We start from the raw sequence: 15,393 nt of genomic DNA, 5'->3' as shown, positions 1-15,393 counted from the left end.
ACGGCGCGGCGTCGTACGCCATGAACTGCCGCGGGACGAGAACGGGCGGCCCGGTAGGAGGACCGGGCCGGTCAGAGGAACTCAGGCGGCGAGTGCCGCGCGGAGCCGGTGCAGCAGGGTCGGGCGACCGACCTGGCCGCGGACGGCGGTGGGCTGCCAACCGGCACGGGCCTTCGCCTCCAGCCGGGCGCCCACCGAGGCGGCGCCGGCGTCGGTGGCGCTGGCCTGGCCGGCCATCACTGCGAGGAAGGCCCGCTCCTTGAGCACGGCCTTGTCCATGGCGGCGCGCATCCGGTCGTCGAGCGGGTGCTCGCGGTGGTGGTCCACGACGGCCCGGACGCCAGGCAGGCCCTCGGCGGTCGCGCGCCACGCGGTGACGACCGCCTGCTCGAGGTCCAGCGGGTCGTTGACCAGGGCCCGCTCGATGTGTCCGCCGAGCCGGGTGTGCCAGCGCAGCTGGAGGGCGCCGAGCAGGTCGAGCTCGTCGGCGAACGCCTCGTCGACGCCCTCGACGTGCAGCGGCAGGTGGCCGTCGCGACGCTGGTCGGCGGCGGCGATCACGCGGCGGAGGGTCTCTCCGCGGTGGCGGTGCGTGGTGCGGGTCATCGCGTCTTCTCCCGTGCGGTCGAATATTCACATACCGTAGGTACGTACTCACGGTACTCATCCATACTCACGGTATGCAACGCTGTGGGGGTGGGACCGGGCGTGACGCTGGCCACCACCGCACCCCCGGCGGCTCCCCGCCACCCGTCCCGCGTTCCCTAAGGTGGTTCCATGCCGAAGTCGACCGTCTCCAAGCTGATGCCCAAGGTGCCGGGCGTGCCCGGGGTCGCCGGCTCCCGACGCCAGCAGTACTCCGCCTCCACCAAGCGGGCCCTCGTCGACGTCGCCGAGGAGCTCTTCACCGAGCACGGCTACGCCGGCACCTCCCTGGATGCGATCGTCAGCGGCGCCGACGTCACCAAGGGCGCGCTCTACCACCACTTCACCGGCAAGCAGGCGCTCTTCCAGGCGGTCTTCGAGCGCATCGAGACCGAGGCCTCGCAGACCATCCAGCAGGCCCTGAAGGACAGCGTGGACCCCTGGATGAAGGCCCGCGCCGGCCTGCAGGCATTCCTCCTGGTGGTGCAGGGACGGGCGTACCGGCGCATCGTGATCCAGGAGGGCCCCTCGGTCCTGGGCTACGAGCGCTTCCGCGAGCAGGAGGAGCGCTCCACCTTCGGCAACGTCGTCGACATCGTGCGCGCGGTGCTCACCGCCGGCACGTGGGACCTCGACGAGGACATGCTGCAGACCTTCGCGCGGATCTTCTTCGGCGCGATGTCCTCGGCCGGCGAGGACGTGGCCGCCTCCGACGACGCCATCGCCGCCGCCGCCCGGGTCGAGACCGCGGTCGGCTTCATCATCAGCGGCTTCCAGGCGCTCGTGGAGGCCGGGGTGGAGCTGCCCGAGCAGGAGGGCTGAGCCGGAGGGCTCAGCCGATCCCGACCGAGCCGGTCGCGGCCGGGACCAGCTCGATCCAGGTCCGACCCGCCGGCACGGTGAGCTCCTTGCCGCGCACGCTCAGGGCGATCGGCGCCTGCAGGCTCTTCTTCGACCACTGGCCGCGCACCACGCGCCCGTCGTGGAAGAGCATCGCGTCACCCTTGCCCTCGAGCTTGGTCTCGGGCACCGGGTTGCCGGCCGGGTCGCGGTAGCCGGCGTCGCCCACCTGCACGCGCAGCACCAGCACCGTGTCGGCCGGGAACTGCTCGCCCTGGGCCGCGTAGGAGTTGGAGTTGGTCCACCCGTCCTTGCCGTAGGACCAGGTGGTGGTGTGGCTGCCGAAGCTCGCGGACAGCGAACCGGCCGGCTTGCCCCTCGGGAGGTCCTGCGCGTCGCCCCACGGCAGGTAGTCGTCGGGGCGCGCCTCCGCGGACTCGACCAGGGTGGTGGTCGCCGCGAGGTCGGTGAAGAGGTTGTACGGCGCCGCGCGGCCGGAGTCGCGGAAGAAGCCCTTGGCGCCCTCGGAGAAGAAGTCGATGCCGGCGCCGCGCACACGCTGCAGGGTCACCGGTGCCGCACCGCTGGTGACGACGGCGGCCCCGGCCGGCGAGACGATGCCGATGTCGCTGGCGCGCATCGAGCGCACCGGCCCGACCGTGCCGGGGATGCGTGAGTAGTAGAACGCCGCGAGCCGGGTGACCCCGCCCTCGACGAGCTCCTCGACCACCAGGTCGGCCGCGTCCAGTCCACGCTGCGGCGCGCTGGAGGGCGTGTTGTCCATCTTGACCACCATCACGGGGTGGTCCTGGGCTGCGGTCTGCGAGCCGGTGACCGGCAGCCCGGTCAGCGGCCAGGTGGCGTCGAGGGTGGCGCCCTTGCTGACCTTCTGGCCCTCTGGGCCGGCGTCCGGCTCGGAGCCCTCGCCCCCGTCGTCGGAGGAGCAGGCGGCCAGGCCCAGGCAGGCCACGGCCACCAGGGCCACCAGGACCGCGGCCCGGGTGCCGCGGGGGCGGCGCTGGGCATGACGGGTGCGGACAGGTCGCACGAGGGCTCCGATCGGGGGGGGTGGGGCGAGGGCGGGCGGTGCTCAGCCGAGCTTGGCGCCGCCGTCGACGTACAGGGTCTGGCCGGTGATGTAGGAGGCCTCGTCGCTGGCCAGGAACGCCACGGCCGCGGCGATGTCCTCGGGGAAGCCGACCCGCTTGACGGGGTTGGCCTCGGCCGACAGGGCGCGGAACTCCTCGACGTCCATCTTCAGGCGGGCGGCGGTCGCGTCGGTCATCTCGGTGGCGATGAAGCCCGGGGCGACCGCGTTGGCGTTGATGCCGAAGGGGCCCAGCTCGATGCCGAGGGTCCGGGTCAGACCCTGGACCCCCATCTTGGCCGCGGAGTAGTTGGCCTGGCCGCGGTTGCCCAGCGCCGAGACGCTGGAGATGTTGACGATCTTGCCGTACTTCTGCTCGACGAAGTGCTTCTGGGCAGCCTTGGTCATGAGGAACACGCCCTTGAGGTGCACGCCCATGACGAGGTCCCAGTCGTCCTCGCTCATCTTGAAGAGCAGGTTGTCGCGGGTGATGCCGGCGTTGTTCACCAGCACGTGGATGCCGCCGAGCTCCTCGACGACGCGGCTCACGGCCGCCTCGACCGAGGCACCGTTGCTGACGTCGGCGCCGATGCCGGCGGCCCTGGCGCCGTCGACCAGCGGGAGCCGGCCCGCCGCCTCGGAGGCAGCGGTCTCGTCGAGGTCGAGGATGGCGACCGAGGCGCCCTCCTCGGCGAAGCGGGTGGCGGTGCCGAAGCCGATGCCCCGCGCACCCCCGGTGACCACGACCACGCGTCCGTCGAATCGACCCATCAGCTGTCCAACTCCTTCGAAGCTCTGCGGCGGCGCGCCGCACGGCGCGCCCGCGCGATGCTGTCCCGCGCCGCCAGAACGATAGTCCCGCCTCACCACGGAGGCGACGCCGGATCAGCTCAGGGCCGATCAGGACAGGGCCGCCCGCAACCGGGAGGCGTACGCCGCCCGCTCACCGTCGGCGTACTTCTGCCGGGGCCAGAAGAACCCGCGCAGCCCGTCGCCCTTGGTGCGCGGCACCACGTGCAGGTGCAGGTGCGGCACCGACTGGCTCACGGTGTTGTTGACCGCCACGAAGCTGCCCTGGGCACCCAGCTCCTCGACGGCGGCCGTGGCGATGCGCTGGGCCGCGGCCAGGAACGGATCCCGCAGGGCGGCCGGCAGGTCGGGCAGCGTCACCACGTGCTCGCGCGGCACCAGCAGCACGTGACCCTTGAAGACCGGGCGCTGGTCGAGGAAGGCGACCAGGTCGTCGGTCTCGAGCACGACGTCGGCCTCGACGTCGCCGGCGATGATGCGGCAGAAGACGCAGTCGGCGGGCCTCAGCCGTTGCCCCCGGCCCGGAAGTCCTGCCAGGCGTCGCTCATCCGGTCGGCCTGGCCCGGGGTGAACATGTCCATGCAGGCATCGACGCTGTAGTCCATGAAGTTGTGGATGGGGTCGAGCCCGGGCGTGGGGCAGGTGTCGGCGCCCTCGGGGCACCCGAACTGCGGCACGGCCTCGCGCGGGGTGTCGGCCACCCCGTCCCCGGACGCCGAGCAGCCACCGGCGAACGTGTGCTCGAGCATCAGCCAGTGGCCCACCTCGTGGGTCAGGGTGTCGCCCTCGTTGTAGGCGTTGACGGTGCCGCCGGGCATCGACTCGTCGAGCAGCACCACGCCGTCGATGTAGTCCCGGCCGTTGTTGTAGCCCTTGGGGAAGTAGGCCCAGCCGAGCAGGTTGTCGCCGATGTCGGCGGCGTAGACGTTGAGGGTCTCGGAGTCCCCCTCGTGCAGCGCGGCCTTCATGTCCCGCTCGGGCTTGCCCGGGGAGACGTGCGCCCAGGTGGCGTCCACGGTCCAGGTCACGTGGTCGAGCGTGAACCGGAAGGGAGTGGCTGCTGCGTCGGGGGACGTGGTGCCCGCGTAGGCGTCGTTGAGCACCTGCATCTGGGCGTCGATCATCGACGTCGTCCGCGCGCGTTGCGCCGGGGTCGGCGTCGTCTCGGTCACGACGTGGAAGACGGTCTCCACCTCGACCGAGCCGGGCGCCAGGGTCGGCAGGTCCTTGATGACGCCGTACTTGCGGGCGTCCTTCTTGGCGTAGAGCGCCGGCTCGGCCACCTGGGCGCCCTGGCGCACGCGGGCCTGGTCCGGGGCCTCCGCACAGGCCTGGACGCCCGGTGAGGCCACCGGACGCAGGTCGGCCGGTGCCGCTCCGGTCAGGACGGTGACGGCGACCGCGGACGTGGCGAGGGCGGCGACGATCTGACGTGGACGCATGCGGGTGATCCTCCCGAGAGCTGGGTCGACCGCCTCGCTGACTGGTGACGGCGTGGGATCGAACATAAGCCCGCACCGCCCACGAGGGAAGGCCCCGGCGCAGCCGGGCGGGGCTACCAGCCCAGCTTCTCGTAGCGGTAGCGGCAGCCGAACCGGCGCAGGTCGTCGGTGCTGTAGTGCTCCTGCTCGGTGCGCACCAGCCCCGCGGTGTCCTGGAAGCGGCTGAACGGGAGGAACCCGGCCATCACCGCCCGCGCCTGGGTGATGAGCAGGTCGCGGTGGCGCGACTCGTGCAGCTGGCCGTGCCAGCGCTCGCCGTTCCAGTGGAAGGAGAAGACCCAGTAGAAGAGCGAGGCACCGTCGGTGAAGTGCAGGTGCGTCTCGTCGACGCGCAGCTCGGGGCTGAGCACCAGGTTCTCCCGCGCGACGGTCCCCTCCTCGTCGAAGACCAGGTGGCTCAGGTCGGCGGTGAACTCGCACGCGGACCGGACTGACCCGGACGGGTCGGCAGCGGCCATCGACATCTTCCCACTCCTTCGCTCGGCCCACGACGGGCCAGGACGCACACGTCAGGTGTACGCCCCCGGGGCCCCTTTCCACCAGGATCGGCAAAGAATCCGAACGAACCCGAACAACGCCCCCACGCTTCGTACAGTGGTCCCCGCAGGGATCCGGCACAGGGACGAGGTGGCAGCAGCGGTGATCGAGAACCCCGCTGAGACCCCTCTCGGCAGCGAGTGGGACCTGCTCGCGGTCCGGCTGCAGGCGCTGCGCGCGGAGGTCGGCGAGCCGTCGTACGCCGAGATCGCGCGGCGCGTCGCCGAGCTGCGGATCGCCCAGGGCCGCTCGGAGCACGTCGCACGGGTCGCGCGCACCACCGTCTACGACGTCTTCCGCACCGGGCGCGCCCGGATCAACCTCGTGCTGGTGCGCGAGATCGCCGAGGTCCTCGGCGCCAGCGACGAGCAGGTGGACGCCTGGATCGCCGAGGCCCGCGAGTCCGGCGCGCCGCGACCGACGCCGGCGCCGGTCGCGCAGGCCCGGACCGACCAGGCCACCGAGCCCGCTGAGCCCGTTGAGTCCGCCGCCACCGCCACCGCTCAGGCGACACCTCGGCTGCGGCTCACGCTGGGCCTCATGGCCGCGTGCATCGCGGTCAACTTCGTGGGCCGGGCCCTCGTGGACTTCCTCGAGCTGCCGGTCCATCTCGACATGGTCGGCACCGCGATCGCAGCGATCGCCCTCGGTCCCTGGTACGGCGCCGTCGTCGGGGTCGCCACGAACGTGGGAGCGTCCACGGTCAGCGGCGCCGACTCGATCCCGTTCGCCCTGGTCAACGTGACCGGGGCGCTGCTGTGGGGCTACGGCGTGCGCCGCCTCGGCCTCGGTCGCACGCTGCCGCGGTTCCTGGGCCTCAACGTGCTCGTCGCACTGGCCTGCACCCTGGTCGCGGTCCCCCTGCTGGTGCTGCTCTACGGCGGCAGCACCGGCCACAGCCAGGACCAGGTCACCTCCACCTTCCTGCAGATGACCGACACCCTGGCCGTCGCCGTGGGGCTGTCGAACACGCTGATCTCGCTCGGCGACAAGATCATCAGCGGATTCGTCGCCCTCGTCGCCTGCTCGATGCTGCCGTCCGTCCTGCGCGAGCGCACCGGGCTGGTGCTGGTCTCGTCCGCGGTCGAGCCGCCCGGCCCGGCCTGAGCCGACCGCCCCGCCCCGCCCCGACTCAGATCAGGTCGCGGCCCTCGCGGCGCGCGGAGGTCCACTCCCGCAGGAACGCCCGGCAGATGACGAACAGCACACCGGCCACGACGACCGGCCAGATCAGGACGTACAGGGTCAGGATCGTCGTGCTCATCGGATCTCCTCGCTCAGGCTCTGCTGCGGGTCGTCGTCGTGACGCCCGCTCCCGTCCACGACCTCGACATCGAAGTCACCGGTGCGTTCCGCGATCTCGGTGAAGTCGAACCGCTCGGTCTGGCCCACCGACATCGACCAGCACACGACCGTGCTCACCGCGTAGGCGACCAACGAGCCGCTGAGGGTGGCGTAGTCGTGCAGGAAGCCCAGGACGAACGGCGCCGAGACGACCATCGCGAGGACGCCGACCACCTGCGCCGGGCGCACCCCCCAGAACCCGAAGACCATCAGCCCGAGCACGACGCCGATGCCGACCACGGAGGCCAGGTCGACCAGCAGCCCGATGGGTCCGCCCATGGAGACCCAGCCGAACCGCACCGGCAGGAAGGCTGCCAGCGCAGCGACCACCGAGACCGTGAAGGCCTTGTTGGTGACCTTGTCCCAGTAGAAGCTGGCCAGCACCGGGAAGACCAGTGCCCCCCAGAGGGCGCCGACGAAGACGAGCAGGTCGAGGATGTTCAGCTCCAGGCTCGCGAACGCGACCGCGACCGCGCTGGCCACGACCATGGTGACCCGCCCGATGAGCAGCATGGTCCGGGGGTCGGCATCGCCCTTGCCAGCCACGTTCTGCCCGTAGACGTCGGTCATCACGATCGACGACAGCGCGGATAGGTCGGAGTCCGCGGTCGAGGACAGCGCACCGATGATCATCAGGAAGAAGACCGCCAGCAGCACCGGCGGCAGGTACTCCGCCGCCATCCCCGGGATCAGGTTGTTGGAGTCGCCCCCGGTGGGCTCGAAGCCCAGGTAGAGCGCCAGGACCCCCAGCATCCCGACCCCGATCACCATGGCGCCGTAGCCGATGGTCGCCGTGATGAAGGTCGGCTTGATGAGATCGGCGCGCACGGCGAACAGCCGCTGGGCGATCGTCTGGTTGCCGATCGCGTAGGCCAGCACCGCGGCGATGTAGGGCGCGCCCTGGTTGAGGAAGGCGTCGCTGGAGAAGAAGCTGCCCTGCTGCGCCGTGAGGTTGCCCGCGCCCGTCTCGAAGGCGGCCGGGAAGCCCGCCGCGAGGAAGATGAACGGGACGATGACCGCCACCGCGCCGAGCATGCCGACGACCTGCACGAAGTCGGTGAGCACCGAGGCCCGGAAGCCCGACCACAACGTGTAGAGCAGCACCCCGGCGGCCACGGTGAAGATGCCCTGGATGAAGTTGAACGGCGTCAGGAGCGAGATCAGCACCCCGCCGGCGATGAAGTTCGACATCAGGCTGATCACGCTGCCGACCACGTTGGAGCCGGCCAGCATCAGCTGGCTGGACCGGCCGTGCCGGACGTACATCACCTCGGCCAGCGTGTGCGCCCGCGGCGCGACGGCCCGGATCCGCTTGCCGAAGGGGTAGATGAACAGGATCATCAGCGCCCCCCACAGCCCGTAGTGGATGGGCCCGGAGATCCCGTAGGTGTAGCCGGAGGTCGCCGAGGCGTACATCGAGGAGGCCCAGATCCAGGTGGCCGTCATGCTGGCCGCCGAGATCCCGAAGCCGACCTGGTTGCCGGCCGTCATGTAGTCGTCGGCGTTCTCCTGCTTCTTGCCGATCCGCGAGGACACCCAGAAGGTGCCCCCGTAGAAGAAGACGATCAGACCGATCGCCGTTGCCGCGCCGAACGGGGCCGAGTCGAGCTCGAGCACGCGCGCCACCTCCTCCACACTCGTCGCAGGGCGCGCGTCGGGGCACCCTGCGCATCGCGCTACCCGACGCGCCGGCCGGTGGGCGGCTGCGTGCAGGGGGGCACAGGGCGTCGACGCGCTCCGTTGCGCATCGGTCGACGGGTCCTACGAAAAACTGACCGGGTCGGCTACGACCCGCGGTTGCCCGGACGGTAGCAGCGCCCCCTGGTCGCTCAACGCTCGGCCAGGCGCCGGGCCAGGTACGGCGCCGTGGCGCTGCCCTCGGCCCGGGCGACCTCCTGCGGGGTGCCGGTGGCCACCACCCGACCACCCTCGTCGCCGCCGGCCGGGCCGAGGTCGATCACCCAGTCGGCGCCGGCGATGGTGTCGAGGTCGTGCTCGACCAGCACGACGGTGTTGCCGGCGTCGACCAGGCGGTGCAGCTGGCGCACCAGCAGGGCGATGTCGGCCGGGTGCAGCCCCGCGGTCGGCTCGTCGAGCAGGTAGAGGGCGTGACCGCGGCGGGCGCGCTGCAGCTCGGTGGCCAGCTTGATCCGCTGCGCCTCCCCGCCGCTGAGCTCGGTGGCCGGCTGCCCCAGGCGCAGGTAGCCCAGGCCCACCTCGCGCAGCGTGACCAGGCTGCGGGCGGCCGCCGGGACGTCGGCCAGGAAGTCGGCCGCCTCGTCGACCGAGAGGGCCAGCACGTCGGCGATGCTCCGGCCGCGGTACGTGATCTCGAGGGTCTCGGCGTTGTAGCGCGCGCCGTGGCAGGTCGGGCAGGGCGCGTAGGTGCCGGGCAGGAACAGCAGCTCGACCGAGACTGACCCCTCACCCTGGCAGGTCTCGCAGCGCCCCTCGGCGACGTTGAAGGAGAACCGGCCCGCGCCGTAGCCCCGCTCGCGGGCCTCGGGGGTCGCGGCGTACAGCTTGCGCACCGCGTCGAAGAGCCCGGTGTAGGTGGCCAGGTTGGACCGGGGCGTGCGCCCGATCGGTCGCTGGTCGACACGCACCAACCGGTCGAAGGACTCCAGCCCGGTCGCGTCGTCGACGTCGATCTCCAGGTCGCTCGTCCCGTCGTCGCCGGCGTCGTCGGGGGCCTGGCCGAGGTGGCGGCGCACCAGCTCGGCGAGGACCTGGGTGACCAGGGTCGACTTCCCCGACCCGGACACCCCGGTCACCGCGGTCAGCACGCACAGCGGCACGTCCACCGACAGGTCGACGAGGTTGTGCCGGGTGACCCCGCGCAGGTGCAGCCAGCTCTGCGGGGTGCGCTGGGGGCGCTCGACCGCCTCGACGCGCCCGAAGAGGTGGTCGCCGGTGATCGATCCCTCGACCTGCTCGAGGCCCGCGACCGGTCCGGAGTACAGCACCTGTCCCCCTCCCTCACCGGCTCCCGGCCCGATGTCGACGATCCAGTCGGCGCGACGGACGACGTCGAGGTCGTGCTCGACCACGAACAGCGAGTTGCCCGACCCCAGGAGCTGCTCGAGCACGTCGAGCAGGGGTTCCGCGTCGGCAGGGTGCAGCCCCGCGGACGGCTCGTCGAGGACGTAGACGACCCCGAAGAGGCCCGAGCGCAGCTGGGTGGCGATCCGCAGCCGCTGCGCCTCGCCGGGCGAGAGGGTCGTGGAGGTGCGGCCCAGCGACAGGTAGCCCAGCCCCAGCTCGAGCAGCACCTCGACCCGGGCCACCAGGTCCGCGCTGAGGCGCACCGCCACCTCGGTCGCCTCCCCCGAGTCGGCCGAGGACGTCGCCGCACCCGCCTCGGTCAGCTCGGCCACAGGTCGCAGCAGCGCGAGGAGGTCGTGGAAGGAGAGCGCGTTGACCTGCGCGATGGACAGCCCCCTGAAGGTCACCGCCAGCGAGTCCGCCTGCAGCCCGGTGCCCTCGCAGGCCGAGCAGACGACGGTCCGCACGAAGCGCATCGCCTTGTCGCGCATCATCTGGCTCTTGGTGTCGGCCAGCACGTGGCGCACGTGCTTGCGGGCGCTCCAGAAGGTGCCGTGGTAGTCGCGTCCGGTGGAGTCGTCGGGCTCCCCGCGCCTGTCGACGAGGACGCGGGGCTGCTCGTCGGTGTAGAGCAGCCAGTCGCGGTCCTCGCGCGAGAGCCGGTCGAAGGGTGCGTCGACGTCGATGCCGACCGCCTTCACGACCCGCAGCAGGTTCTTGCCCTGCCAGGCGCCGGGCCACGCGGCGATCGCCCCGTCGCGGATGCTCAGCGAGGGATCGGGGACCAGCAGGTCCTCGGCCACGTCGTGCACCTCCCCCAGCCCGTGGCACACGGGGCACGCCCCGGTGGCGGTGTTGGGCGAGAAGGCCTCGGCGCCCAGCCGCGACGCACCCTCCGGGTAGGTGCCGGCGCGCGAGTAGAGCATCCGCAGCAGGTTGGACAGGGTGGTGAGGGTGCCGACGCTCGAGCGGGAGCTTGGCGCCCCGCGACGCTGCTGCAGCGCCACGGCCGGGGGCAGACCGGTGATCTCCTGCACGTGCGGCGCCCCGACCTGCTGCAGCAGCCGCCGGGCGTAGGGCGCCACCGACTCGAAGTAGCGGCGCTGCGCCTCGGCGTACAGGGTGCCGAAGGCCAGCGAGGACTTGCCGGAGCCGGAGACGCCGGTGAAGACGACCATGGCGTCGCGCGGCAGGTCGACGTCGATGTTCTTGAGGTTGTGCTCGCTGGCGCCGCGGACGTGGACGAAGTGGTCGCTCGGGTCGTGGGGCACGGCTCCTTCCTACCCGTTCGTCACCCCTCGCAGACCATCCGCCGGGTGACCTCCGGCTCACTCCGGCTGGTTGCCCGGTCCGCCCCCCACGCGGTACGACGACACGACACCGGCGTACATCAGGTGCGAGACCAGGCCCTGGGCGGCGTGCGGCAGGTTGTGGCAGTGGTCCATCCACAGCCCGGGGTTGTCGGCGACGAAGGCGATCTCGAAGGTCTCCCCGGTGCCCACCTCGAGCGAGTCGACCCACCACGGCGAGCCGGTCGCCGGCACCCCGTCGCGGGAGAGCACCACCGCGTGGTGCCCGTGCAGGTGCATCGGGTGGGCGTCGTCGCTGCCGTTCTCGATGCGCACCACCACGACGTCGCCCTCCTCGACCATGAACATCGCCACGTCGGGGAAGAGGTGCCCGTTGATGCTCCACCACATGCCGGGGCGCCCGTCGAGGAACCCGGGCCGCTTGCCGATGCGGTAGTCGAAGACGCGGTCGGGGTCCGTCGGGTCGAGGCCGAGGTCGGTGGGCCGGCCGTAGGTGAGCAGGTCGACGACCTCGGTCGGGGGCAGGGTGGCCGCACCGCCGGTGGGGTCGCGGCCCAGGACCAGGCTGGTCGTGCCGCCGAAGTCGACCCGGACACCGCCGGCCGGTACCTCCAGGCCCAGGTCGACCCGCCCGCCGGCCGGCACGCGCACCGCGCGGTCCTCCACCGGCGACGGGTCGTTCACGTCGGTCGCGTCGACGGCGGTGACCTCGAACGCCGCACCGGTGACCCAGACCGTGGCGAGCCCGTTGTCGGTGTTCACCACCCGCAGGCGGACCCGTTGCCCGGGCGCGACGTCGAGCTCGCTGACCCCCGGCTCCCCGTTGAGGGTCGGCCCGTCGCCGTACGCGTGCAGCAGCGCGACCTGGTCCACCACGGCCGGGTCCGGGCGCTCCTCGTGCACCACCAGCGGCCCCAGCAGACCACGGCGCACCTGCTCGTGGCTGAGCTGGTGGGAGTGGTACCAGAACGAGCCGGCCTGGTCGGCGACGAAGCGGTAGACGTGGCTCTGGCCCGGGAGGACGGCGTCCTGGGTGACCCCCGCGACCCCGTCCGCCGCGTTCGGCACGCCGACCCCGTGCCAGTGCAGGGTCACGCCCTCCTCGACGTCGTCGTTGACGAGGGTGACCTCGACCAGGTCGCCGACCCGGGCCTCAAGCAGCGGGCCGGGAGTCTGCCCGTTGACGGTGAAGCGGCCCGCGCTCGCGGTCTGCACGGTGAAGGTCTCCCGGACGTCGGCCGGACCCGCCGCGGTCTCGGTGAGCTCGGCGACGGGGACCCCCGAGGGTCCGTGCGCCCCGTGCGCCCCGGGCTCCCCGACCGGTCCGCCTCCCCAGTCGGCGTAGCCCATCGCCGCCATGTCGTACTCGTCGGGCAGCAGGCTCGCCTGCCACGACCAACCCACCGGCACCACCAGCGCCGCCGTGGCCGCGCCCGCCACGACCCACCGCCACCGCGCGCGCAGGCGCATCGTCTACATCGCGACGGAGGCGTGCTGCGGCTCCCGGAGCGCCGCGGGAGTGGCCCGGTGCCCGGCCATGGCCGCCACAGCCAGGATCACCAGGGCATTGACGCCGTGCAGCGCCCCGAAGGCGGACCCGATCTCGCGAGAGAGCATCGGCAGCACGATGACCTGCAGCACGACGAGGCCCACGATCGTGCCGGCGTACGCCGTTGCGCCGTGGAGCCTGGTGAAGAACGAGACCACGAGCAGCACCAGCGAGAGCAGGGGGATCAGCAGCAGTCCGATGAAGAACATGTGGAACGCGAAGCCCCACTCGGCGGTGAAGTTCATGTCGCAGCTCTCGCACTCGAGCAGCTGCTTGTTGACCACGCCCCCCTCGTCGGAGATCCAGTTGGTCATCCCGAAGAACGCCCACGCGATCATGGCCGCCTGCACCACGACGAGTCCGGCGATGGTGTACGCCAGCCCCTGATAGGTCTTGAGCACGGTCCTCTCCCCTCTGTCCGTGCGGGACGACCCCGCCGCCGAAGCGTCCGGATGAGATGAGAGTCCTCCCGGCCCCCTCCGCGGTCATGCCCGGAAGTGGGGAACTTGTGCGCGGCTAGGCTCCGCCCATGGCCACGATGCACGAGGGAGTCCTCGCGAGCCTGGGCCCCCGCATCATCGACGGGTCGCTGCCGGCGGGCTCGGTGATCACCCTCGAGTGGCTCGGCGACGAGTACGCCGTCTCGCGCACGGTCGCGCGGGAGGTCGTGCAGGTGCTGGCCTCCATGAACCTGGTCGAGAGCCGCCGCCGCACCGGCATCCGCATCCGTCCGCGCGACGAGTGGCACTCCTACGACCCGGCGGTCGTGCGTTGGCGCCTCGGGGGCGCCCAGCGCACCGCGCACCTGCAGGAGCTCTCACAGCTGCGCGCGGCGATCGAGCCGGCGTCAGCGGCGCTCGCCGCCGAGCGTGCGACGCCCCAGGACGGAGCCGCGCTGCTGCGCCTGGCCCAGGACATGGAGACCACCGGGGCGGCCGGCGACCTGCTGACGTTCCTCGAGCACGACGTGGCCTTCCACCGCAGCCTGCTGCACCTGTCGGGCAACCAGATGTTCGCGGGGCTCTGTGACGTGGTCGAGGAGGTGCTGCGGGGTCGCACCGACCACGACCTGATGCCGGCGCACCCCAAGCCGGAGGCCCGGCGGCTGCACCTGCAGGTGGCGCAGGCGGTCGCCGCCGGGGAGCCCGGCGCGGCCCGGGCCGCGATGACCGCGATCTGCACCGAGGTGCTGCGGGCGACCCGCGACTCCTGAGCGAGTCCGTCCGAACCGGCTCAGATCACCAGTGCGCTGAGCGGCCAGAGCACCGCGGCCGCGGCGAAGGCGGTGAGCCCCAGCGTCGTCTCCATGACCGTCCAGGTCTTGAGCGTGGTCTTCTCGTCCATCCCGAAGAAGCGGCTGACCAGCCAGAACCCCGAGTCGTTGACGTGCGAGAGCACGGTCGCTCCGGCGGCGATGGCGATGACCAGGAGGGCGACGCGCAGGTCGTGCAGACCCGCCGCCTGCGAGGCGATGAGGCCCGCGGCGGTGGTCAGCGCCACGGTGGCCGAGCCCTGCGCCACGCGCAGGGCGGTGGCGATGAGGAAGGCCTGGAGCAGCAGCGGCAGACCCAGGTCGGACAGCGAGCTGGTCAGGGCCTCGCCGATGCCGCTGGCGCGCAGCACGCCACCGAACATGCCGCCGGCACCGGTGATCAGGATGATCGAGCAGATCGGTCCGAGCGCCTGGTCGAGGACCGCCGTCGTCTCCGCGAGGGTCCGCTCCCGTCGACCGAGTGTGGCGATGGCCAGCAGCAGCGTGATCAGCAGCGCCACCGGCGTCTGCCCGACGAGCTGCAGCGCCTGGATGAGCGAGTTGCCCTCCTCGAGGGTGCCGGCGGTGACCAGGGTGGTGAGCACCGTGTTGAGCGCAATCAGCACCAGCGGCACCAGGAGCAGGCCCAGCACGGTCGCGAACGCCGGCGGCGTCGTGGTGCGGGTCGCGGTGGCGGTCCCGCCGGAGCCGGCCGGCGCGTCGGGGTCGCCTGCGGGCGAGCCGGCGGTGCGACCGCCGTTGATCTCGCCGAGGAGCAGGTCGGGCAGCGGGACGTAGATGCGGGCGCCGAGCCAGCGCGAGACGAGGTAGACGCCGACGTACCAGGACAGGACCGCGACCGGCAGGCCGACCAGCAGCACCACGCCGATGTCGCCGCCCAGCAGGGTGCCCGCCGCCACCGGGCCCGGGTGCGGCGGGACGATGGCGTGCATCGCGGCGAAGGCACCGGCCGCGGGCAGCGCGTAGTACAGCACCGAGCCGCCGAAGCGGCGGGCCACGGTGAGGATGATCGGCAGGAAGACCACGAGGCCGGCATCGAAGAAGATCGGGAAGCCGAAGAGCAGCGCGGCCACGCCGAGCGCGAACGGCGCGCGGGCCTCGCCGAAGCGGTTGATCAGGGTGTCGGCCAGCACCTGGGCGCCGCCGGTGATCTCGAGCAGCCGCCCGAGCATCACGCCGAAGCCGACCAGCAGCGCCACCGAGGCCAACGTGCTCCCGAACCCGCTGGTCAGCGCCGTGGGCACCAGGTCGAGCGGGATGCCCGCCGCCACGGCGGTCACGAGGCTGACCAGCACGAGGGCGATGAAGGCGTGCAGCCGCACCTTGATGATCAGGAACAGCAGCACGGCCACGGCGGCCGCGGCGATGAGCAGCAGCGTGGCTGTGCCGTAGGCGGGGGTGATCGCTTCCATCGGGACTCCAGGCAGACGTGACGGTGTGGGACGGGTCAC

At 72.1% G+C, this 15,393-nt stretch carries 15 protein-coding genes; 3 read left to right on the top strand and 12 right to left on the bottom strand.

Translation table 11 applies throughout. The annotated features are described in order from the left end of the window. Window positions 1-81 precede the first annotated feature (81 nt). The gene (locus tag I601_RS11300) at window positions 82-606 is read right to left on the bottom strand and encodes a hypothetical protein (protein WP_068109583.1); all 525 of its coding nucleotides are present in this window, start codon (window positions 604-606) and stop codon (window positions 82-84) included. A gap of 171 nt (window positions 607-777) precedes the next feature. Between I601_RS11300 and I601_RS11295 the strand changes: the two genes are divergently transcribed. Further along, a complete protein-coding gene (locus I601_RS11295; protein ID WP_068109581.1) occupies window positions 778-1,467 on the top strand; it encodes a TetR/AcrR family transcriptional regulator in 690 nt (229 codons plus the stop codon). A gap of 10 nt (window positions 1,468-1,477) precedes the next feature. On the opposite strand, the gene I601_RS11290 is transcribed toward I601_RS11295, so the two are convergent. The 5 genes from I601_RS11290 to I601_RS11270 all read right to left on the bottom strand — a co-directional run bounded on the left by I601_RS11290 (window position 1,478) and on the right by I601_RS11270 (window position 5,348). Next, the gene (locus I601_RS11290) at window positions 1,478-2,533 is read right to left on the bottom strand and encodes a DUF3048 domain-containing protein (protein WP_068109577.1); all 1,056 of its coding nucleotides are present in this window, start codon (window positions 2,531-2,533) and stop codon (window positions 1,478-1,480) included. A 42-nt stretch (window positions 2,534-2,575) separates the two neighbouring features. Further along, window positions 2,576-3,343 (bottom strand): SDR family NAD(P)-dependent oxidoreductase, encoded by a 768-nt coding sequence (locus tag I601_RS11285; protein ID WP_068109574.1) that lies wholly within the window; start codon window positions 3,341-3,343, stop codon window positions 2,576-2,578. A gap of 129 nt (window positions 3,344-3,472) precedes the next feature. Next, window positions 3,473-3,889, bottom strand: a complete 417-nt coding sequence (locus I601_RS11280) for an HIT family protein (protein ID WP_084528095.1) — start codon at window positions 3,887-3,889, stop codon at window positions 3,473-3,475. Continuing rightward, window positions 3,886-4,824 carry a zinc metalloprotease gene (locus I601_RS11275; protein ID WP_068109571.1) on the bottom strand — a complete coding sequence of 313 codons (939 nt, stop codon included), beginning with the start codon at window positions 4,822-4,824 and terminating at the stop codon, window positions 3,886-3,888. Before I601_RS11275 ends, I601_RS11280 begins: the two co-directional genes overlap by 4 nt. A gap of 113 nt (window positions 4,825-4,937) precedes the next feature. Next, a complete protein-coding gene (locus I601_RS11270) occupies window positions 4,938-5,348 on the bottom strand; it encodes a hypothetical protein (RefSeq protein ID WP_068109569.1) in 411 nt (136 codons plus the stop codon). 175 nt (window positions 5,349-5,523) lie between these two features. On the opposite strand from I601_RS11270, the gene I601_RS11265 reads away from it, so the two are divergent. After that, window positions 5,524-6,528, top strand: a complete 1,005-nt coding sequence (locus tag I601_RS11265; protein ID WP_068109566.1) for an ECF transporter S component — start codon at window positions 5,524-5,526, stop codon at window positions 6,526-6,528. A 25-nt stretch (window positions 6,529-6,553) separates the two neighbouring features. Here the strand turns inward: I601_RS11265 and I601_RS21565 are convergent, their stop codons facing one another. The 5 genes from I601_RS21565 to I601_RS11245 all read right to left on the bottom strand — a co-directional run bounded on the left by I601_RS21565 (window position 6,554) and on the right by I601_RS11245 (window position 13,070). Then, window positions 6,554-6,685 (bottom strand): putative transporter small subunit, encoded by a 132-nt coding sequence (locus I601_RS21565; RefSeq protein WP_218917655.1) that lies wholly within the window; start codon window positions 6,683-6,685, stop codon window positions 6,554-6,556. Then, complete coding sequence (locus tag I601_RS11260; RefSeq protein WP_068114767.1) at window positions 6,682-8,382, bottom strand: sodium:solute symporter family protein; 1,701 nt, start codon at window positions 8,380-8,382, stop codon at window positions 6,682-6,684. The genes I601_RS21565 and I601_RS11260 overlap by 4 nt, the downstream gene beginning before the upstream one ends. A gap of 212 nt (window positions 8,383-8,594) precedes the next feature. Further along, window positions 8,595-11,081 (bottom strand): excinuclease ABC subunit UvrA, encoded by a 2,487-nt coding sequence (gene uvrA, locus I601_RS11255; RefSeq protein WP_068109564.1) that lies wholly within the window; start codon window positions 11,079-11,081, stop codon window positions 8,595-8,597. A gap of 57 nt (window positions 11,082-11,138) precedes the next feature. Beyond that, window positions 11,139-12,590 (bottom strand): multicopper oxidase family protein, encoded by a 1,452-nt coding sequence (locus tag I601_RS11250; protein WP_068109561.1) that lies wholly within the window; start codon window positions 12,588-12,590, stop codon window positions 11,139-11,141. A gap of 3 nt (window positions 12,591-12,593) precedes the next feature. Continuing rightward, the gene (locus tag I601_RS11245) at window positions 12,594-13,070 is read right to left on the bottom strand and encodes a hypothetical protein (protein WP_068109559.1); all 477 of its coding nucleotides are present in this window, start codon (window positions 13,068-13,070) and stop codon (window positions 12,594-12,596) included. 128 nt (window positions 13,071-13,198) lie between these two features. Between I601_RS11245 and I601_RS11240 the strand changes: the two genes are divergently transcribed. Continuing rightward, window positions 13,199-13,882: a FadR/GntR family transcriptional regulator gene (locus I601_RS11240; RefSeq protein ID WP_068109556.1), complete on the top strand. Its 684-nt coding sequence runs from the start codon at window positions 13,199-13,201 to the stop codon at window positions 13,880-13,882. 20 nt (window positions 13,883-13,902) lie between these two features. Here the strand turns inward: I601_RS11240 and I601_RS11235 are convergent, their stop codons facing one another. After that, the gene (locus tag I601_RS11235) at window positions 13,903-15,354 is read right to left on the bottom strand and encodes a GntP family permease (protein ID WP_068109552.1); all 1,452 of its coding nucleotides are present in this window, start codon (window positions 15,352-15,354) and stop codon (window positions 13,903-13,905) included. Window positions 15,355-15,393 lie beyond the last annotated feature (39 nt).

It is taken from the genome of Nocardioides dokdonensis FR1436 (genome assembly GCF_001653335.1).
GTDB lineage: Bacteria > Actinomycetota > Actinomycetes > Propionibacteriales > Nocardioidaceae > Nocardioides > Nocardioides dokdonensis.
Note: the sequence above shows the minus strand (reverse complement) of the source record. Positions and strands in the feature narration are given on the sequence as shown.

What these genes read in the sequence shown, in the direction of transcription:
- I601_RS11300 (WP_068109583.1), bottom strand. Translation starts at nt 606, where the DNA reads ATGACCCGCACCACGCACCGCCACCGCGGAGAGACCCTCCGCCGCGTG.
- I601_RS11295 (WP_068109581.1), top strand. Translation starts at nt 778, where the DNA reads ATGCCGAAGTCGACCGTCTCCAAGCTGATGCCCAAGGTGCCGGGCGTG.
- I601_RS11285 (WP_068109574.1), bottom strand. Translation starts at nt 3,343, where the DNA reads ATGGGTCGATTCGACGGACGCGTGGTCGTGGTCACCGGGGGTGCGCGG.
- I601_RS11275 (WP_068109571.1), bottom strand. Translation starts at nt 4,824, where the DNA reads ATGCGTCCACGTCAGATCGTCGCCGCCCTCGCCACGTCCGCGGTCGCC.
- I601_RS11270 (WP_068109569.1), bottom strand. Translation starts at nt 5,348, where the DNA reads ATGTCGATGGCCGCTGCCGACCCGTCCGGGTCAGTCCGGTCCGCGTGC.
- I601_RS21565 (WP_218917655.1), bottom strand. Translation starts at nt 6,685, where the DNA reads ATGAGCACGACGATCCTGACCCTGTACGTCCTGATCTGGCCGGTCGTC.
- I601_RS11250 (WP_068109561.1), bottom strand. Translation starts at nt 12,590, where the DNA reads ATGCGCCTGCGCGCGCGGTGGCGGTGGGTCGTGGCGGGCGCGGCCACG.
- I601_RS11240 (WP_068109556.1), top strand. Translation starts at nt 13,199, where the DNA reads ATGGCCACGATGCACGAGGGAGTCCTCGCGAGCCTGGGCCCCCGCATC.
- I601_RS11235 (WP_068109552.1), bottom strand. Translation starts at nt 15,354, where the DNA reads ATGGAAGCGATCACCCCCGCCTACGGCACAGCCACGCTGCTGCTCATC.